The 21,993-nt window shown below is 40.0% G+C and carries 7 protein-coding genes and 1 pseudogene; 4 read left to right on the forward strand and 4 right to left on the reverse strand.

All coding sequences use genetic code 11. The features are described 5' to 3' along the window. Positions 1-131 precede the first annotated feature (131 nt). The 4 genes and pseudogenes from ESZ36_RS23140 to ESZ36_RS16190 all read right to left on the reverse strand — a co-directional run. Positions 132-275 (reverse strand): annotated as a pseudogene (locus ESZ36_RS23140) (excalibur calcium-binding domain-containing protein); the annotation flags it as partial. Positions 276-524: 249 nt separating this feature from the next. Beyond that, positions 525-998, reverse strand: a complete 474-nt coding sequence (locus ESZ36_RS16180; RefSeq protein ID WP_146789800.1) for a hypothetical protein — start codon at positions 996-998, stop codon at positions 525-527. Positions 999-1,113: 115 nt separating this feature from the next. Then, the gene (locus tag ESZ36_RS16185) at positions 1,114-1,971 is read right to left on the reverse strand and encodes a DUF6236 family protein (RefSeq protein ID WP_146789802.1); all 858 of its coding nucleotides are present in this window, start codon (positions 1,969-1,971) and stop codon (positions 1,114-1,116) included. A 438-nt stretch (positions 1,972-2,409) separates the two neighbouring features. Then, entirely contained in the window at positions 2,410-3,258 is an 849-nt protein-coding gene (locus ESZ36_RS16190) for a 4'-phosphopantetheinyl transferase family protein (RefSeq protein ID WP_146789804.1), read from the reverse strand. A 467-nt stretch (positions 3,259-3,725) separates the two neighbouring features. Between ESZ36_RS16190 and ESZ36_RS16195 the strand changes: the two genes are divergently transcribed. From ESZ36_RS16195 to ESZ36_RS16210, 4 genes are all read left to right on the forward strand, one after another. Further along, positions 3,726-4,613 (forward strand): helix-turn-helix domain-containing protein, encoded by an 888-nt coding sequence (locus ESZ36_RS16195; protein ID WP_170235863.1) that lies wholly within the window; start codon positions 3,726-3,728, stop codon positions 4,611-4,613. Positions 4,614-4,632: 19 nt separating this feature from the next. Further along, a complete protein-coding gene (locus ESZ36_RS16200) occupies positions 4,633-12,924 on the forward strand; it encodes a type I polyketide synthase (protein ID WP_146790067.1) in 8,292 nt (2,763 codons plus the stop codon). Then, the gene (locus ESZ36_RS16205; RefSeq protein WP_146789808.1) at positions 12,924-15,644 is read left to right on the forward strand and encodes a PfaB family protein; all 2,721 of its coding nucleotides are present in this window, start codon (positions 12,924-12,926) and stop codon (positions 15,642-15,644) included. Before ESZ36_RS16200 ends, ESZ36_RS16205 begins: the two co-directional genes overlap by 1 nt. 175 nt (positions 15,645-15,819) lie before the next feature. Continuing rightward, positions 15,820-21,903, forward strand: a complete 6,084-nt coding sequence (locus tag ESZ36_RS16210; protein ID WP_146789810.1) for a beta-ketoacyl synthase N-terminal-like domain-containing protein — start codon at positions 15,820-15,822, stop codon at positions 21,901-21,903. The last annotated feature ends 90 nt before the right edge of the window (positions 21,904-21,993 follow it).

Genomic DNA, 21,993 nt, shown 5'->3' on the forward strand with positions numbered 1-21,993 from the left:
GAAAACCAATACACCCTACGACGAATCAAAATATTTAAAGGCATTAAAACGAAGAGGCTCGCCACTGTTAAAATTTGCGGTAAATAGCTAATTTAAACTTGTTGTCCACCTCAGGGCGTGTTGTTATAGGTTTAATCACCTGTTTTTTTGTACCCTTCACACGGAATACCGTCATTATCACCGTCCATTTTGGTATTAGGACAATGCTTAATAAAATACTTAGCTTCATCATAGGATCTCATTTGAGAACAATGTTGCCTACCATCACATTTAAACATCAGCTTCTTTTTTTCTTTATTTATAGCATATTTTTTAGAATCATTATTAGATCCCTGTTTAGCAAAACTATCTGAGGAAATTAATAAAAAAACAAGTATTAAAATTGGGGATAAAATCTTCAATGTACACAATCCTTATGAAACCTATAACGCCCACGTTAAGGGGCTAAAAATTTGTTTGCTAAAATGTTGAGGAACGAAAGCAGTCAACTGTATTTTTTCCTGCTTTAACAGCTTGTTAAGTTACTACTTAGCAAATAGCTTTAATTTACTTGCAAAATAATAGTAATAAACAACGATTAAAATACTGGTAAGTGAAACATCTACAATTGTTGTTTGATATGTTTCGCTTTCTTCTAAATATAAAGAATCAATAAAAATAGCGTCAATTACTCCCCAGAAAATACCAATTACAAGTGTCAAAACGATTAAGCGAACAGTGATAGGTAAACCTAAAGTTACAAATCTAAGAATAAAATCTTTATCATCAGTCGATTTATTAACTTTATAACAGTAAACAACTCCAATAATTGTCATTAAACTCATAATTACAGTATTTATAGCGTCATAGAATCCATACTCTAAACCTACAGTTAAAAGCGGGTCTGTAGCTAAAGTCATAAGAATGCCATAAGTTAAAAAATACTTTAATTGTTCCTTTTGACTTAAACTTTCAGATTTTAATTGTTCGATTAATGGTGATACTTTCCAAATATACATAACCTTCCTTAGTAACTTAACGCCTTACTAAGCGGCGCGAAATAGTTGGCTAAAATGTGCGAGGAACGAGTGCTAGCCAACTGTTTAGCGTCCGTTAGAGTAACTTGTTATGAGTTTACACTACTAAACCATCATTAATTGCCGTAGACAAATAAGCCAGTTTAGAATTATGTGCGGCTGGCTGGAATGTACTAGTAGCTTTTGAAGTAACCTTAATTGTAGAAATTATTGCCCCCGCAATTGTAGCTAGGGGAATATCCATACCAAGAGCAAAAAAATCAATTAATGAACCAGATGCCATCCCAATAGCAATATCTTTACCACTTAAATTTAATTCAGTGGATAAATCGAATTTTCTTGTTTTTGTAAACTTTTCAGCTGTTACCACAGTCAAGTCTGAAATAACGCTAGCTAACTCAGACATTGACTTTTTGGCAGCCAATTCTGAATCTGGGGCAGTAAGCACAAGTTCATATAATGAATCTAAATGATTATGAAGATTTTTTAATTCATCTTTTCGGTTTTCTTTAAATTCTAAAATTTCATATATGTTGGTGTCTTTGTCGGGCACAGGTAAAATAGAAGCCAAATCAACTCTTATTATGTTTCGTCTTTGGTTGTAGCCGTTAGGAAAAGAACACTCACTTCCTAATTGGTGTATCACCCAGTCAACAGACTTATCTTTAACTAACTCCTTTGCCACTAGACTTTGACAAGACAAAATTGCATCTGTGACTTGGTCACCACCAAAACTTCCAGAGAAACCAACTTTAGGTCTTTCGATCGCTCCTGATTGAATTAATATATCCTCATCGGGAAGACCAATATAAACAAGATTATTACCTGGGATAACAACTTTATCCCAATACATAATATAATAACGTAGTTCCTCAGGTGAAAGGCTACGTTCCATTTTAAATCCCTGCGGAAGTCTTTGAATGATTCCCGGGGAAGCTATAACACCTCTATCCAAATTTGTACTCCAACCTTGAGAAACTCATAACAGTTTAATATGAGGCAAAATTCCTTCTTTCTACAAGCTGGGGAAAATCGTCCATAATTTTATAATGAGCAGAGACTACTTGAATGTTATCTATAGATCAATGAGTTAAAAATACTGAGCTAAGTGGTCGATGTGTGAAAGGCGGCATTATTCCTGCTTTGTCGTGGAAAGAAGGCATTAAGGTGGATTGTATAAAAACACAGATATTTCAAAATAAAGAGTAAGACTATTTTATTATTAAAATTACTTTTATTAAACTCATTTAGTCACTTAAATAAAAAACGCGACGTAGTTGCCTAAGTCGCGTTTTATCTAAATCTTAATTAACTATTGTGCGGTTAAAATATGGCAAGCATGCGTTGCATTGATTTGTTTTTCCTACGCACAACAAACTTAATAAAAGTAGTTTTAGATTTCCTGATAACCAAGCAAGGGTAGGGTATTGAAAAAACGTAATTGGTAGTCAGTTTTTTGATTATCACTTTTTGTTCTTAATGATAAAGCGATACGGTGTTCTTGTTTTTCATCAATGGCAGCAGTTGGGTAAACTAACCAGCTACGCCAAATTTGTGGTTCATCTACTCTGTGCTCAGCAAAGCTTAAGTTAATGTCCTGTTTGATAGTAAATAGATCATTATGATTATGCTCTGTATCGTTAATTTCAAAACTAAAATCAGCGAGCGGTATCGCTAAACCTAAACCCCAAGCTTTAATATAAGACTCTTTTAATGTCCAATAATCAAAAAAGCGATTACGTTGTTGTGCTTCTGGCAGTGCGAAAAGTTCATCTATTTCTTTAGATGAAAAATAACGTTCAGCAATCGCTAATACATTATTATTGCGGCCGGTGTTTTCAACATCACAACCGATATCATCTTCAAGCGTTACTGCGCAGATAATAAGATTTTTTGTATGGCTGATGTTAAAACGTAGCGGTAGTGGGCAATTAATCACTTCAGGTTTATCTTTATTACCTTTTTCAAACTGCCAATCTTGCGGTGCTACATCAGCATAATAAGATAATAAATCGCGTATGAAAGCACGAGTAATCAAGGCATCGTGTCTATCTTTAGCAAACTTATATCGTTGCTGTTTGGCCAACTCGGTAGCCGTGAGTAATGTTGAATAAGTTGATAATAGCTCATCATTACCGAGTAACTCCTCCGGTTTGGTCACCCATATATGAATTTCATTGGTAGCAAGGTCGAGCTTTTCTTTTGTTCGAGTGGAAAGTTCAGATTGAGAAAAAGAGGTCATAAAAGTATCGGTAGCTTGTGTTGTTGATTTATTGCGTTATTCACCTGGTGAGACGATATTTTATCATAAACAGTACAGAGGGTAATTCGTTTTTATGAGTTTTTTTAAGTTGTTTGATATAGCGCAAACCCGCTGTTTGTCATTAGTGATAGTAATTTATACTAACTCTTTCGTAATAGAACCGATTTATAGAAAACTGGTGGAACAGTTCAGCTCATACCTTAGTCTATAAATTAGAAAAGCTTGTATCGGGTGATTGTATTGGATTTGAAACGTGTGTATATTAGCCGCGTTAAGTGGTTTATAAACGCTTTATGCTGCGTTATTGATTTCGACAATAGAATAACTATTCTCTTCAATCAATGCCTTGCCTAAAGGCGTTTCTAGTTCCAGCTGAATCCTGCATCTTCAAGTAGAACGGGTATAATACTCTGGATAAAATGTACGAATAAAATAGATGGATGAAAATGATCAAGCAACCAAAAACTGCATCTACTCAACACGCTAACGCAACCACTACGCCAGAGATGAGAGCATTCATCCATGAATCTGACCTACCCACGGCTGTGCTTGCACGCTTATTAAAGGTTTCAGAATCTACCATCCGTAAATGGCGTAAACGAGCATCCCTTGCTGATGCGTCTAACGTACCAAAACAACTAAATACCACCTTAAGTGAAGCACAAGAGTATGTTGTGGTTGAGCTTAGAACACGCTTATTACTATCTCTTGATGAATTACTTGTGGTGTGTAAATTATTTATTAACGCCAGTGTCTCGCGTGCAGGCCTACAACGATGTCTAAAACGTCATGGTGTTTCTCGTCTTGCTGATATGGAAGTTGATGCGGAAGGTAATGGTGAGAGCAATGATGAAGATGAAACCACATCTCCTGAAGCTACAACAGTGCAAGTATTGCTAGAAGATACCCAAGCACATCAGCAACTCATTTCAGATCTTTCCCCAAAAGCAATGCGTGAAGTGTTAAACCGCGATAACGATTTGAGTGAAGATCAAGTGGTGCAAGTAAAAGTCACCCAAATACCTAATTTTTCAGACAGTTCTAAAGAACAACAATGTAAACGTCGTTTATTAATCGCCAATGATCCTAAGTCAGGTTGGGTCTACGTTGATATTTACGATGGTAATGAAAGTGAAGCCGCTAGCCGTTATATGAGCTACGTACTCACCAAAGCCCCTTTTCATATCCGCCGAATTTTAGCGGGAAATTATAATGAATTTTTAAGTCGTTTTCGTTTATTAAATGAAAGTCCTGATGAGGCAACAACATTGTTCTCATCAAAAAACTTTCACGGTAGTGATACCAAAACGGATAACGAAGATGCAAGCAAATAACAACTTTAGAGAAACCATAATGGCTAAAAAACAAAGCACATCTAATAACCCTGTAACGAATGAAGCAGACGAAAAAGCGTTTAATTCACGTTTACAAGAATGTCCTATTGCCATTGTTGGCATGGCGTCTATCTTTGCTGATGCAAAGAACTTAGAAAACTATTGGGACAACATTTTTGAATCAGTTGATGCAATTAAAGATGTACCCAGTGACCGTTGGGCAAAGGATGATTATTACTCTAGCGATCCAAAAGAGGCAGATAAAACCTATTGTAAACGTGGTGGTTTCTTACCTGAGATAGACTTCGATCCAATGGAATTTGGTTTGCCACCAAACATTTTAGAGTTAACTGATATTGCTCAGTTATTGTCTTTAGTGGTTGCACGTGAAGTATTAAACGATGCAGGTATTGGTGATGGGTCTGGTTACGATCGTGACAAAGTAGGTATTACGTTAGGTGTAGGTGGTGGACAGAAACAAATTTCTCCATTAACTTCTCGCTTGCAAGGCCCAGTATTAGAGAAAGTGTTAAAAGCGTCAGGTGTTGAAGAAGCTGATCGCGCTATGATCATTGAAAAGTTCAAAAAGGCCTATATCGGTTGGGAAGAAAACTCATTCCCAGGCATGTTAGGCAATGTTATTTCTGGTCGTATTGCTAACCGTTTTGATTTTGGTGGTACTAACTGTGTTGTTGATGCTGCTTGTGCAGGCTCGCTTGCTGCAATAAAACTGGCGATTTCTGATTTACTTGAGCACAGATCTGAAGTAATGATCTCTGGTGGCGTTTGTTGTGACAATTCACCATTTATGTATATGTCATTTTCAAAAACGCCTGCTTTTACAACAGGTGAAGACATCCGCCCATTTGATAATGATTCAAAAGGTATGATGATTGGTGAAGGCATCGGTATGATGGCTTTCAAGCGTTTGGAAGATGCTGAACGTGATGGTGATAAAGTTTACGCCGTACTTAAAGGTATTGGTACTTCAAGCGATGGTCGCTTTAAGTCAATTTATGCGCCACGCCCAGATGGTCAAGCTAAAGCGTTAAAGCGTGCTTATGAAGATGCAGGTTTTGATCCAAAAAGCTGTGGCATGATTGAAGCGCATGGTACTGGCACTAAAGCAGGTGACGCAGCAGAATTTGGCGGCTTAGTTAAACACTTCTCTCAAGATAACGAACAAAAGCAACATATCGCTTTAGGCTCTGTTAAGTCTCAAATTGGTCACGCTAAAGCGGCCGCTGGCGCAGCAGGTATGATAAAAGCGGTATTAGCCCTTCATCATAAAGTGCTACCAGCAACACTACATATCGACCAGCCTAATACCTCGTTAGACATTGAAAACAGTCCAATGTATTTAAATAGCGAAACACGTCCTTGGATGGCACGTGAAGATGGTTTACCACGTCGCGCAGGTGTCAGTTCGTTTGGTTTTGGTGGTACTAACTACCACATGGTATTAGAAGAATACTCGCCAAAAGCACAAGGTCAGTATCGCTTAAATGCAGTGCCACAAACACTTTTAGTTACAGCGGCTAACGAACAAGCATTAGTGAGTTCATTAACGGATTGGAAAACTAAATTAAGTGTTAAAGCAGATGATCAACCCTACGCTTTTAACGCCTTAGTTGTTGAAAACACTTTAACGACACCTGCGGTTGATTTAGCTCGCTGTGGTTTTGTTGCAAAAAATGCTGATGAAGCAATCAAAATGATTGAAGGTGCTTTGAAGCAATTTCAAGCCAAATCAGGTAGTGCCGTTCCTTGTGAAGAATGGTCAGTGCCAACGGGTATTTATTACCGTAAGTCTGGCTTGTCAGTTAGCGGAAAAGTGGTTGCGTTATTCTCTGGTCAAGGCTCACAATACGTAAATATGGGCCGCGAGCTTGCTTGTAACTTCCCAAGCGTAATGCAAGCTGCTGCAGATATGGATAGTGAGTTTACACAAGCAGGTTTAGGTCAATTAACCCCGACAACGTATCCAATTCCTGTATTTAGTGATGATGCACGTAAAGCGCAAGATGAAGTTTTACGTTTAACCCAACACGCACAACCTGCAATTGGCACCTTAAGTGTTGGTCTATATAAAGCGTTTACTAATGCCGGTTTTAAGGCAGACTTTACTGCGGGGCATAGCTTTGGTGAATTAACCGCTCTTTGGGCTGCTGGTGTAGTAAGTGATAGTGACTATATGATGTTAGCACGTAGTCGTGGTCAAGCAATGGCAGCACCTACAGGTGAGGCTGCAGAAGGGTTCGATGCGGGCACTATGATTGCCGTTGTCGGAAGTCCAACTGATATTGCTAATGATATTAAAGACATCAAAGATATCTCTATTGCAAACTACAACTCTAATAACCAAGTAGTTGTTGCCGGTGTAAGCACTCAAATAGCAATCGCTATCGATGAGCTGAAAGGCAAAGGCTATAAAGTCGTACCATTACCAGTGTCTGCCGCGTTCCATACGCCACTTGTGGGCCATGCTCAAAAACCATTTAGCGATGCTATCGATAACGCTAAATTTAATAAGCCTCTTGTACCTGTTTATTCAAATGGCACGGCAAAAGCGCATTCAAATAAAGCTGCGGATATTAAAAAATCACTGAAAAACCATATTTTGGAGTCAGTGCACTTTAACGAAGAAATTGACAATATTTACGCTGATGGCGGACGAGTATTTGTTGAATTCGGTCCTAAAAATGTATTAACCAAGCTTGTTGAAAATATCTTAAAAGATAAAGAAGACGTTGTTGCTATTGCCGTAAATGCTAATCCAAAGAAATCGGCTGATATGCAAATGCGTCAAGCGGCAGTGCAAATGGCGGTACTTGGTTTAGAGCTTACAGAGATTGACCCGTATTCAGCAGTTAAGCGTCCATTATCTGCACCTAAAATGTCACCACTAGCAATGAAGCTAACTGGCGCATCTTATGTTAGCCCTAAAACTAAAAAAGCATTTGATGATGCACTAAATGACGGCTGGACAATTAAACAAGCAACGTCAGTACCTGTTGCTGTGCCTGAGCCACAAGTGGTTGAAAAAATTGTTGAGAGAATCGTTGAAGTAGAACGCATTGTTGAAGTTGAGAAAATTGTTTACGTTACTTCAGATGGGAAAGTCTCTGACGGAACAGCTGCAGATGGTAGTCAAATTACTGCACCAATAACAAGTAATGCGAACGATGTAGCAAATAGTATTGAACGTAGCGTTAGTCAGTTTGTTGATCACCAACAGCAGTTATTAAACGTACATGAACAATATATGCAAGGTCCAAAAGACTATGCAAAAACCTTTGATGCAGTACTTAGCACCCAAGAAGCAGGTGAGTTACCTGAAAGCTTAGACCGTACCTTAGGTATGTATCATGACTTCCAATCAGAAACGTTGCGTGTTCATGAGCAATATTTGAATAACCAAACAGATAATATGGCAGCGATGTTATCTACTTCTGAAAGTAATGCATCGGTGACTGCTAACGTAGTTAAAACATCACCAACTGCGCCTCAAGCACCAGCTGTTAAAAGTGTAGTGACACAAGCGCCTGTTGTTAAACCAACCGCGTCAGTGGCACCTGCAACACAACCATTACCTGCCGCCGTATCTTCTCCTTTAGTAAGTGCTCCGGTAGTAAATGCGCCTGCACAATCAGTAGCAACAGCCGTTGCGATGGCGCCAGTAGCTGAAGTTTCTATCGCTGTTCCTGTACAGAAATCATCACTTGACCTTGAACGCATTCAAACAGTGATGATGGAAGTGGTTGCTGAGAAGACTGGCTATCCAACAGAAATGTTAGAACTTGAAATGGATATGGAAGCCGATTTAGGCATTGATTCAATCAAGCGCGTTGAGATATTAGGCTCAGTACAAGAAATCATTGCTGATTTACCAGAGCTTAACCCTGAAGATTTAGCTGAATTACGTACCTTAGGCGAAATCGTTGACTACATGAAGTCAAAAGCACAAGCTGCGGCTCCAAGTGCGTCAGCGAATGACAGTGCACCAGCACTTCATTTAGTTGATAGCTCAGTTGCGCCAAGCATCGATTTACAGCACATCCAAAATGTGATGATGGAAGTGGTTGCAGAGAAGACCGGTTACCCAACCGAAATGCTTGAGCTTGAAATGGACATGGAAGCTGACTTAGGTATTGATTCAATCAAACGTGTTGAAATCTTAGGTTCAGTACAAGAAATCATTAACGATTTACCAGAGCTTAACCCAGAAGACTTAGCGGAACTGCGCACCTTAGGTGAAATTGTTAACTACATGCAATCTAAAGTATCAGCGGCTCCTGTAGCGAGTGTATCAAGTGCGTCAGCGAATGAAAGTGAAAGCAGCACGCCTGCAATCGATTTAATTCACATCCAAAATGTGATGATGGAAGTGGTTGCTGAGAAAACCGGCTACCCAACTGAAATGCTTGAGCTTGAAATGGACATGGAAGCTGACTTAGGTATCGATTCAATCAAACGTGTTGAAATCCTAGGTGCTGTTCAGGAAACTATCCCTGATTTACCAGAGCTTAACCCAGAAGATTTAGCTGAGTTACGTACCTTAGGTGAAATCGTAAGTTACATGCAAAGTAAAGTATCAGTAGCGCCTGCAACAGCTTTAGCAAGTGTGCAAACTAATGTAAGTAGCGCCCCTGTAATTGATTTAGATTACATTCAATCGGTAATGATGACAGTAGTGGCAGAGAAAACTGGCTACCCAACTGAAATGCTTGAACTTGAAATGGACATGGAAGCTGACTTAGGTATCGACTCAATCAAGCGAGTTGAAATACTTGGTGCTGTTCAGGAAACTATCCCAGATTTGCCAGAACTTAATCCAGAAGATTTAGCTGAACTACGTACCTTAGGTGAAATCGTAAGTTACATGCAAAGTAAAGTATCAGTAGCGCCTGTCGCTGCTGTAGATAGTGCTTCAGCCAATGAAAGTGTGCAAATTAATGTAAGTAGCGCTCCTGCAATCAATTTAGATTACATTCAATCTGTAATGATGACAGTAGTGGCAGAGAAAACTGGCTACCCAACTGAAATGCTTGAGTTAGCCATGGATATGGAAGCAGACCTAGGTATTGACTCAATCAAACGTGTTGAAATCTTAGGTGCTGTTCAGGAAACTATTCCTGACTTACCAGAGCTTAACCCAGAAGATTTAGCTGAGTTACGTACCTTAGGTGAAATCGTAAGTTATATGCAATCTAAAGTAGCACCCGTTGCAGATGTTACGGTAGCTGCTGAAACAAATACGCTAGCGACTGAAAGTGCTCCAGCAATCGACTTAGATTACATTCAATCTGTAATGATGACAGTGGTGGCAGAGAAAACTGGCTACCCAACTGAAATGCTTGAGTTAGCCATGGATATGGAAGCAGACTTAGGTATTGACTCAATCAAACGTGTTGAAATTTTAGGTGCTGTTCAGGAAACTATTCCTGACTTACCAGAGCTTAATCCAGAAGATTTAGCTGAGTTACGTACCTTAGGTGAAATCGTAAGTTATATGCAAAGTAAAGTATCGCCAACGGATCCGACTGACCCTAAGGGGACTGGTGCTAAAGCCACTGTTCCTTCAACTGATAAGTTAGTAGAAACAGCGGTTAACTTTCAAGGCGCACCGAGTGCAACTGTTGAACTAACAGCATTATCTTCAGTGAACAAAATTGTTCAAGATGTCACCGGTGAAGGAAAACAATCAGGCGCTAACGCGTTAGTTGTTGATGATGGCAGTGGCACAGCAGTAGCGTTAAGTGCTCAACTGATTAAAGCAGGTTGGCAAGTTACGGCATTAAAACCTAATTGGGTGGTTAGCGATTCGAAAAAAGCGTTTGCTAAAGCAGTAAATGTTGTTGAAATTGGTACTAATGATAAAACACTTGATGAAGCTCAAGTAAAAGACATCATCGATAAAACAGCACAATTAGACGCAGTTATTTACTTACAAGCAGCAAATACTGTTGATGCTATCGAATACCCAGAAGCGGCAAAACAAGGCCTAATGTTAGCCTTCGTATTAGCTAAATTGTCGAATGTTAAAAAGGCAGCCAAAGCACGTGCTTCCTTTGTTGTGGTAACGCGCCAAGGTGGCGCTTTAGGATTTGCTAATGGCGATGCTGATAGTGGTACGCAACAAGTGAAGGCCGATGTTAAAGCAGACTTAGTTCAAGCGGGTTTAGCGGGCTTAGTTAAAACCATCAACCATGAATGGAACGCTGGCGAAGGCAGTGTTTTCTGTCGAATTATCGATTTATCAAGTAAATTAGCAGCAGATAAAGCAGCCACTATCATCAATGATGAGTTACTTGATATTGACGGTAGTATTGTTGAAGTCGCACATGATACCGATAACTTGAGCAATAACATTGGCTCACGTCTAACGCTATCAGGTGTTGCTACCGATAGTTATGCACTAGCGCCAATTGCTAAAGGGTCAAACACAGCAATTAACAGTGACTCGGTATTTTTGGTAAGCGGTGGCGCAAAAGGTGTTACAGCACATTGTGTTATCGAAATTGCCAAACAGTACCAAGCTAAGTTTATTTTATTAGGTCGTTCATCCTTTGATGCCAACGAGCCAAGCTGGGCACAAGGTATTAGTGATGAAGTTGCTTTGAAAAAAGCAGCGATGCAAGCATTGATTGCAAGCGGCGAAAAACCAACACCGGTTAAAGTGACACAGTTTGTACGTCCGGTATTAGCTAATCGTGAAATTGCCCAAACATTAACGGCAATTAAAGCTGCAGGTGGTCAAGCACATTACGCTGCTGCCGACGTGACGAATAGTGAAAGTGTTAGCGCTGCGGTTCAACCGTTACTAAAAACCTTAGGTCAAGGCTCTCTACAAGTAAGTGGCATCATCCATGGTGCGGGCGTATTAGCGGACAAGTTTATTGAGCAAAAAACGCTTGAAGAATTTAACGCAGTATACACAACGAAAATAGATGGTTTATTGTCTTTATTAGCAGCAACCAATGCAGAAAACATTAAGCACTTAGTGTTATTTTCATCAGCGGCCGGTTTTTACGGTAACCCAGGACAATCTGATTACTCCATCGCTAATGATATTTTAAATAAAACGGCATACCGTTTTAAAGCATTAAACCCAAGTGCTCAAGTATTAAGTTTCAACTGGGGACCTTGGGATGGTGGCATGGTAACACCAGAGCTGAAACGCATGTTTAACGACCGTGGTGTTTATATTATTCCACTTGATGCAGGCGCTAAATTATTGGTAAGTGAACTTGTTGCAGATACTAACCGTTGTGCGCAAATCCTTGTTGGTAATGACCTCTCTAAAGATAAGTCGAAGGATACAGCTAAGGATGCATCTGTAAAAAAGCCACAAGTTAGTCGCTTAACTACCCGTGTTAATAAAACGCTTTTAGCGACTAACAATACCTTTTTAGCTGACCACACAATTGGTGATGACAAAGTATTACCAACCGTGTGCGCCATTGCATGGATGAGTGATGCAGCAATGGTTGCTTATCCAGCATTTCATTATCAAGGACTAGCAAACTATAAGTTGTTTAAAGGCATCATCTTTGATGGCAGTGAAGCAACAGAATATTCAATCGATATGATTGCTCAATTTGAGGGTGAAAGCTTAGTAGTAGACACTAAAATCTCAAGTACTAATGAGCAGGGTAAACTAGTATTTCATTATGGCGCTCAGTTGACATTAGTCGCTAAAGCGCCAAGAGAAGAAGCGCCAACGGTTGAACTTATATTACCTGAAGCTTTACCTGAAGCTTTACCAGAAGCAGTACAAGCGAGCAGTGAAAATGCAAACGCTTTATATACTAATGGTACTTTATTCCACGGTGAAAGCCTGCAAGGGATTAAGGCAATACTTGAGTGTAATGAGCAAGGTCTATTATTGCATTGCCAAGTACCAGAAGTTGCAAGTATTAAGCAGGGCGATTTCCCGATTAGTCCGTTAAATAGTGCAAGCGAACACTCGAACATCTTTGCCAATGATATCGCTTATCAAGCCATGTTAGTTTGGGCTAAAAAGCAATTAGGTTTAGGTAGCTTACCGTCAAGTACACAAAGTTGGATGGTATACCGCGATGTCAGTCTTGGTGAAAACTTCTACCTTAAATTAACGGTAGTGAAAAGTTCAGGCAAAGGAAAGCAACGTGGCTCTTTAACGGCTGATATTGAAATGATTGATGACAATAATCAATTACTCAGTGTAATCAAGTCAGCTAAAGTGACCGCTAGTGCTAACTTAAATGACTTATTCCTACCTAAAAAGGCACCGAAAGCTAAACAAGGTAAAAGTGAGGCCAGTGCGTAATGGTTAATAATCATTATAAAACTGCCATTATTGGTTTAGATGCTCAGTTTGAAAATCAGCAGAGCATTCAAACCGATATTGATTGTGTTGAACGTGCGCTATACCTTGGCAAAATTTCAGGTAAGAGCCTAGGTCAAAGTGAAATATCAGACAAGGAAAATACAACACTCAATATGAGCTGTTCAGCGGCGGTTGCACGTATGGCAAGTGCTAACAAAGTGAATAGCGCTGATATCAAAGCTGTTGTGTTAATGCACGACAGTGAAAATACAGTCATTGATATTGAAAATGTTATTGTTGTTACTTCGTTAGCTAACGCACTTCAACAAATAGATGCGTTGATTGAGCAAAACTTCTTGGTAGCCTTGCTTGGTCTTAATTTACAATTTACTAGTGCGCTTAGTTTCAGCGATAAGCAACATAGCAGTGATGTTTGCCAAGAGCTGGCGACCATTTCATATGATCAAAACTTTAGCGCTTATCAAGCGTGTAGCGGTATTGCTGCATTATTATTTGCACCAGCGACGTTTGCACAAACTCATCACTGTTACGTGTATTCACGGGTAAAAGGTTTTGCCACGGGTAGTGATATAGCCAGTGTTACGGCTGCCGCGTTAGATAAAGCGCAAGTTAATGCAACAGATATTGGTTTGCTTGAAGTTTCTGCGTTATCAGATAAAGCAGCTGCGCTTGCTGAAACACAAGGTTTATTGAGCCATTATTTAATAAATGGTGCTAATGAAGCATTAATGAGTGAAGATGGAAATGCAGCATTAAACACGGCTATCTCTTGTGCACGAAGTGTTACCGGCGAAGGTGCTGGGTTTTCTGAAGTATTAGGTTTATTACGCAGCGTTATTGCGTTGCAACAACGTTATATTCCAGCCATCACTGATTGGCAACAACCTGAAGCCAGTGAACTTGAAAAATGGAAAAACTCAAGCTGTTATTTTCCAACAGAGGCACGCCCATGGTATCCACAACCTAATGGCAATGCCCACCTTGGCGCCTACAGTTGTTTAACCGTTTCAGCAAAGAATTCAGCAAATAACTCAGCAGTTAAGCATGATTATTGTCACATCATCTTGCAAGAAGAGCAGGTTGGTCTTGTCGATGGTAAACATGCTGCAAGCGATATTCGCAGTAATGGTTTTATTGCCTGTAGTGATTTACAGCTAGTATTAATTGGCGCAAATGATCTACCCACTTTATTAACCCAGTTAATTGACCTTGAAGATGAACTTGAGCTTGAAAGTAAGTCTGTGCAGAGTAAAACACTCCTTAAAGATATTGCCTTAACTCGTTTTGAACAGTCAAAAGCCAATAGTAGTCGTTATACGATTGCCTTATTGTGTGAATCGATAGAAGAATTAGCCAAAGAAATAAAACTCGCTAAAGCCGGTGTTCCTCTAACATTTTCTGATGTTAATTCTGATAAGAATAAACAGCAAGAATGGCGAACGCCAAAAGGCAGCTATTTTAGTGCTAGCCCTGTTAATGATATTGAGTCATTTACTCATTCAGCTACTCATTCAGGTAAGGATTCAACATCCACTAATAATGTTTCATTTCTATACCCAGGCATTGGTGCAACGTATGTCGGTTTAGGGCGTGATTTATTCCACCTTTTTCCTGAAATACACCAAGATGTTGCTAACTTAGCCGACGATATTGGTGCAAGTTTAAAAGATAAGTTATTAAATCCTCGCTCAATAATTCGTCCTGATTTTAAAGCATTAAAACAGCTGGATTTAAACCTTCGTGGTAAGTTGGCCGATATTGCAGAAGCTGGCGTTGGTTTTGCGTGTGTATTCACTAAAGTATTTGAAAACGTCTTTAAGGTAAAAGCAGACTTTGCTACAGGTTACAGCATGGGTGAAGTCAGTATGTATGCTGCATTGGGTGCATGGCAACAACCTGGCTTAATGAGCGCACGTTTAGCTAATTCAGATACCTTTAATCAACGTTTATGTGGTGACTTGTTAACTTTGCGTGAGCATTGGGGCTTACCTGAGCCTTCTCATACCAATGATGAACTGATTTGGGAAACCTACACCATTAAAGCAACGTTAGCTGAAGTTATCGCTGCCAGTGAAGGTGAAGAACGTGTTTATTGCACCATAGTTAATACGCCAGACAGTTTATTGCTTGGTGGTTATCCAGCCGATTGTCTACGCGTTATTAAAAAATTGGGTGTACGTGCTATGCCACTTAACATGGCAAATGCAATTCACAGTGCACCAGCAAAAATTGAATATGACGACATGGTTGAACTTTATACCATGGACGTTACTGCGCGCTTAAAAACTAAAATGTATTCAAGCTCTTGTTATTTACCCGTACCACAAATGAGCAAAGCGATTGCTCACAGTGTTGCTAAATGTTTATGTGACCGAGTAGATTTCCCCCGTTTAATTAACACCATGCATGATAAAGGTGCGCGGGTATTTATTGAAATGGGACCAGGACGCTCGTTGTGCAGCTGGGTAGATAAAATTTTAGATTTTGATGATATCAGTAAGAATGGCCTTTCTAATAAAGAGTCGAATCAAGAGCCTAATCAAGTTGCTCATAAAGCACGAGTATCAGTGCCAGTGAATGCAAAAGGCACAAGTGACGAGTTAACGTATGTAAGAGCCGTTGCAAAATTGGTTAGTCACGGGGTGAAACTAGATCTTCACCGCTTATTTAATGGCTCAATTATCGTGAAAAAGCCATAAGCTTAAAAGAAAATATAAGAGATAGTGGATATCCGACAATAAACCTCGGATATGACGCTGGTTTGCAGGGTACTTCTCTTGCAATCGTCATCCTCGAAGTGTCTAATCGGGGATCCATAGCCTAATAAATAGCGTATAAAGCGTTAAAAAAGAATATAAACTTTTCGAGGAAAGTATGGAAAATATTGCCGTAGTAGGTATTGCTAATTTATTCCCAGGATCTTCTGCACCAGAAGAATTTTGGCAGCAATTGCTGAAGAAACAGGATTGTCGCAGTAAAGCAACCAAAGAACAAATGGGTGTTGACCCTGAAAAATACACCGGAAAAAAAGGCGACACAGATAAATTTTACTGTGTGCACGGTGGTTATATTCGAGATTTCAATTTTGATGCTACCTCATTTATTCAGAACACTGCTGGTTTAACCGCACCGCTGAGTGAAGAGTACCTAAATCAACTAGATGATCTAAATAAGTGGGCATTGTATGTTACCCAACAAGCATTAACCGACGCAGGTTATTGGGGCAGTGATAAGCTTGAGCAATGTGGCGTTATTTTAGGAAACTTATCGTTTCCAACCAAATCGTCTAATCACTTATTTATGCCGTTGTATCACCAAGTTGTCGATAACGCATTAAAAGCCGGTATAGATAAAGATTTTCAGTTAAGTCATTTTTCTGATACTGAAATAGCAAGCAACAATATTCATCCAGATAATGCGCTGGTAGCGGGTTATCCTGCGGCGCTTTTAGCGAAAGCTGCAGGTCTTGGTGGTACACACTTTGCGCTTGACGCAGCCTGTGCATCAAGCTGTTATTCGGTTAAATTGGCTTGTGATTACTTGCATACCGGTAAAGCTGACATGATGTTAGCAGGCGCAGTGTCTGGCTCTGATCCTATGTTTGTTAATATGGGATTCTCTATTTTTCAAGCCTACCAAGCTAACAATATTCATGCTCCGTTTGATAAAAACTCTCAGGGCTTATTTGCTGGAGAAGGCGCTGGCATGATGGTCTTAAAACGCCATAGTGATGCGGTACGTGATGGCGATAAAATTCACGCCATTATCAAAGGCGGTGCTTTATCAAATGACGGTAAAGGTGAATTTGTCCTTAGTCCAAATACCAAAGGACAAGTGCTGGTTTATGAACGTGCTTATGAAGATGCGGCAGTTGACCCTCGTGATGTAGATTACATTGAATGTCATGCTACGGGCACACCAAAAGGCGATAACGTAGAGCTTGGCTCTATGGATACATTCTTTAGTCGCTTCCCAAGAGAAAACGGCAATAAGCCTTTGCTTGGCTCAGTAAAGTCTAACTTAGGCCACTTACTTACCGCGGCAGGTATGCCGGGTATGACTAAAGCTATTTGGGCACTCAATGAAGCAAAAATTCCCGCAACCATTAACTTAAACGAGCCATTAAGCTCTAAAAAAGGTTACTTAGGCGGCGCACAAATGCCAACAGACACTATCGATTGGCCCGTACCTTTAAAGAAAGCTAACACAGCAAGCAAGCCAAGAACCGCTGGTGTGAGTGTATTTGGTTTTGGTGGCTCTAATGCCCACTTAGTTTTACAACAGCCTACACAGCAACTTGAACCAATCACGGTAAAAGCCAAAAAACGTGAGCCGCTTGCCATTATTGGTATGGATGCTCATTTTGGTGGCGCTGAAGATCTTGCTAGTTTTAAAACGGTTATCGAAACTAACGGTAATACTTTTAGAGAATTACCGACGAATCGTTGGAAAGGCATTAATCACGATACTGATGTAATGAATGCCTTGCAGCTTATTAAAGCACCTCAAGGCGGCTATGTTGAAAACTTTGATATTGATTTTTTACGTTTCAAAGTGCCACCTAACGAGCAAGACTGTTTAATTCCCCAGCAACTGATGATGATGAAAGTTGCTGATAATGCAGCGAAAGATGCAGGACTGAAAGAAGGTAGCAACGTTGCGGTACTTGTTGCTATGGGTATTGAACTAGAGCTGCATCAATACCGAGGTCGCGTTAACTTAAGCACACAAATTGAAGAAAGTTTATTACAACAAGGCGTTACGCTTACGTCTGAGCAACGTGAAACCTTAACCAATATCGCTAAAGATGGCGTTGCTCATGCGGCGCAGCTTAATCAATATACCTCGTTTATTGGCAATATTATGGCGTCACGTATTTCAGCCTTATGGGACTTTACGGGCCCAGCGATAACGCTTTCTGCGGAAGAAAACTCAGTCTATCGTTGTGTAGAATTGGCTGAAAACTTATTCCAAACATCAGACATCGATGCCGTGATCATTGCCTCGGTTGATTTAGCTGGTTCAGTAGAAAACATTACCTTAAGACAACACTATGGAGCAGTAAATAAGGGCCCAGTCTCAACAAATTCAGCAACCTCAGAAAATGTACTTGACCAAAATACATGGAAAGTAGGTGAAGGGGCAGGTGCATTTGTAGTTAAACCCCTGTCTAAAGTAATCCAAGTTGCTGAGCAAAGTATTTATGCCACCATAGATGGTGTTAGTTTTGCCAATGGTAAAGATGCTGCTGCCATCACTAAAGCTGCAATCGCTTCCCTGAACATTGCAGGGCTTAACAGCGCAGATATTACCAGTGTTGAAGCACATGCCAGTGGTTTTAGTGCTGAGAATACAGCAGAAGCTCAAGCGCTACCTGCATTGTATGCAGGCAAAGCGATTAGCAGTGTTAAAAGTAATATTGGTCATACGTTTAATGCCAGTGGTGTTGCCAGTATTATCAAAACAGCGCTGCTTTTAGATGACCAATCTTCTAAAGCTTCCGATGTTGCGTCTCACATAGCAGTCAATGGCTTAGGTAAAGACGAAAGCTGTGCGCACCTTATTTTGTCATCGAGCAAGTTAGCCCATCAAGCAGCACCAGCGCCAACAGGCAAGCAACGCCCTAAATTAATAAAAAATATTAGCTTAGGTGGCAAGGCCATTTTTGCAGACATCATTGCCAACGTTAAAGCACCGGCAATGGCGGCGATTAAACAAGCTTTTACTAAGCAACCATTACGTCAGGTTAAACAGACGGTTAATGTCATGAACATTAAACCTAAGCTTTCTGAAGTTAAGGTATCTGAAGCAAAGGCTTCTGAAGTTCAGTTATCCCAAGCCACACAGCAAACTAATTTATCTAGTCAAGCTCATACACGATCAACGGTCGTTACTGGAGTACAAGTGAAGAAAGTTACTAATACCGCTATTGCAAATAAGCAAAGCAAAAGGCAAGTACCTGCAGGTGTTAAACATCAAGCAAGTAAAGAAATTTTCCAAGAAACAGCCACACATCAAGCTTTTTTAAATACTCGCCAAATGGCAGGTCAGCAGATTTCTAAATTGATTGAAATGCAAGCAAACGTTAGTTCACATACCACGGTAGAAAGGTCAGCTTATGTTTCAACATCAACTGCAAGCGCAGCTGAGCCGGTAAATGAACGTGCTCATGCACCTGAACTTTCGGTTGTCTCTTCAAATGTACAAGCTGCGAATGAAAGCTGGGCAAATGAATCAGGCTTTAAAATCAAAGGCCCTGCAGGTTATAGCTATCCACCATTACAACTTGAAGAGCGCTTTAATAAGCCTCAAGAAATTATTTGGGACACTGCCGATTTAGTTGAATTTGCTGAAGGTGATATCGCTAAAGTTTTTGGTGACGAATTCAAAATTATCGACAGCTATTCACGTCGTGTACGTTTACCTACCACAGATTATTTATTGGTATCGCGTGTTACTGAGCTTGAAGCCACTGTAAATGAATATAAAAAATCATACATGTGCACTGAGTATGATATTCCCGTTGATGCGCCGTTTCTTATCGATGGTCAAATCCCTTGGTCAGTATCGGTTGAATCAGGCCAATGTGATTTATTATTAATTTCTTATATTGGCATTGATTTTCAAGCCAAAGGTGAACGTGTTTATCGTTTACTGGATTGTGAATTAACTTTCTTAGAAGAAATGGCTTTTGGTGGTGAAACACTGCGTTATGAAATCCATATCGACTCATATGCGAGAAACGGCGAGCAATTGTTATTCTTCTTTCACTACGATTGTTATGTTGGTGATAAAAAAGTACTCATCATGCGTAATGGTTGTGCGGGCTTCTTCACTGATGAAGAGCTTGCTGATGGCAAGGGCGTAATCTTAAATGATAAAGATAAAGCTGAATTAGCCAATGCCGTTAAAAGTGATTTTACACCATTAATAACTAATGTTGATAAAGCGAAACAAGCCAAGCAGCATTTCGATTACGTTGACATGATGAAATTGGTTGATGGTGATGTCGCGGGTTGTTTTGGTGAAGAATATAACCAACAAGGTCGTAACCCATCATTAAAGTTCTCGTCGAAGAAATTCTTAATGATAGAGCGCATTACTAAAATTGATGCAAAAGGCGGCCATTGGGGCTTAGGTTTGCTAGAAGGTCAAAAAGACTTAGACCCACAGCATTGGTATTTCCCATGTCACTTTAAAGGTGACCAAGTGATGGCCGGCTCATTAATGAGTGAAGGTTGTGGTCAAATGGCGATGTTCTTAATGCTTAAATTAGGCATGCATGCGAATGTAAATAACGCACGTTTCCAGCCTATGCCAGGTGAGTCGCAAACCGTACGTTGTCGTGGCCAAGTATTGCCACAACACAATACGTTAACGTATCGTATGGAAGTAACCGCAATGGGCATGCAGCCTTACCCATTCTTAAAAGCGAATATCGAAATTATTCTTGATGGTAAAGCGGTTGTTGATTTTAAAAACTTATCAGTGATGATCACTGAACAAGATGATAACTCACCCTATCCGGTAACTTTACCTGACAATGTTAAGCTTAAATCTCGTAACATGAAGTCAGTAACAACAAGTGCTGCAGTACACAGTGTTGATGCTAACCTTGAACTGGATGAACGTGGCGTAGCGCCATTTAAACATCCTGAACGTGCTTTAATGAAAGTTGTGTCTGATTTATCTGCGCCAAAAGAGAAAGGCGTAACACCTATTCAGCATTTTGAAGCGCCAATGGTAGCGGGACAAAATCGTGTGCCTAACCAAGCACCATTTACCCCATGGCACATGTTTGAATTTGCTACGGGTAATATTTCTAAATGTTTTGGTCCTGATTTTGACGTGTACAAAGGACGTATTCCACCGCGCACGCCATGTGGTGATTTACAAGTAGTGACACAAGTTGTCGAAGTGCAAGGTGAGCGTTTAGATCTTAAAAAGACTTCTAGCTGCATCGCAGAATACTATGTGCCAAGTGATGCATGGTACTTCACAAAAAATAGTGTGAATAACTGGATGCCTTATTCACTCATCATGGAAATTGCCTTACAACCTAATGGCTTTATTTCGGGTTATATGGGCACCACGCTTAAATACCCAGAAAAAGATCTGTTCTTCCGCAACCTTGATGGCAGCGGTGACTTAATTAAACAGGTAGATTTACGTGATAAAACTATTGTTAATAAGTCGGTATTATTAAGCACTACTATGGCTGGCGGTATGATAGTACAAAGCTTCACTTTTGAGCTGTATGTTAAAAATGAAAGTGCTGCTGCTCAGTCATTAGAAAGTCATGACTTGTTCTACAAAGGTACGGCCGTTTTTGGTTACTTTGGTGCAGATGCGTTAACTAACCAATTAGGTATCGATAACGGTAAAGTAACTCACCCTTGGTTTGTTGATAACAATACACCTAAATCAGATATTAAGGTGATTGATCTTAGTAATTCAAATCTACCTCTATACCAAGCGCCATTGAACAAACCGCATTATAAATTAGCGGGTGGTCAAATGAACTTTATTGATACCGTTTCAATCGTTGAAGGCGGCGGTAAAGCGAGTGTTGCGTATGTTTATGGTGAAAGAACTATTGATGCAACCGATTGGTTCTTCCGTTATCACTTCCATCAAGATCCAGTAATGCCAGGCTCATTGGGTGTTGAAGCGGTTATCGAATTAATGCAAACCTATGCACTAGAAAATGATTTAGGTAAGCAATTTACTAACCCAAGATTTATCGCACCAGCAACTTTGGTTAAATGGAAATATCGTGGTCAAATTACGCCGTTAAACAAACAAATGTCATTAGATGTGCATATTACGGATATCGTCAAAACCGCCGGAGCTGACGGGAAAGGTGAAGTACGTTTGATTGGCGATGCGAACTTGTCTAAAGATGGCCTAAGAATATACGAAGTAAAAGATATTGTATTGTCTATCGTAGAAGCGTAGTGATTAAATATAAAACTGGATACAGGACAATATGCTCCATGCATTGTCTATTAAGTGGCATCCGTGCCACGTCCGACAAGTGATTTCGGG

The sequence above is a fragment of the Colwellia demingiae genome, from assembly GCF_007954275.1.
Taxonomy (GTDB): Bacteria; Pseudomonadota; Gammaproteobacteria; order Enterobacterales; family Alteromonadaceae; genus Colwellia; species Colwellia demingiae.

What these genes read in the sequence shown, in the direction of transcription:
- ESZ36_RS16200 (WP_146790067.1), top strand. Translation starts at nt 4,633, where the DNA reads ATGGCTAAAAAACAAAGCACATCTAATAACCCTGTAACGAATGAAGCA.
- ESZ36_RS16210 (WP_146789810.1), top strand. Translation starts at nt 15,820, where the DNA reads ATGGAAAATATTGCCGTAGTAGGTATTGCTAATTTATTCCCAGGATCT.
- ESZ36_RS16205 (WP_146789808.1), top strand. Translation starts at nt 12,924, where the DNA reads ATGGTTAATAATCATTATAAAACTGCCATTATTGGTTTAGATGCTCAG.
- ESZ36_RS16195 (WP_170235863.1), top strand. Translation starts at nt 3,726, where the DNA reads ATGATCAAGCAACCAAAAACTGCATCTACTCAACACGCTAACGCAACC.
- ESZ36_RS16180 (WP_146789800.1), bottom strand. Translation starts at nt 998, where the DNA reads ATGTATATTTGGAAAGTATCACCATTAATCGAACAATTAAAATCTGAA.
- ESZ36_RS16190 (WP_146789804.1), bottom strand. Translation starts at nt 3,258, where the DNA reads ATGACCTCTTTTTCTCAATCTGAACTTTCCACTCGAACAAAAGAAAAG.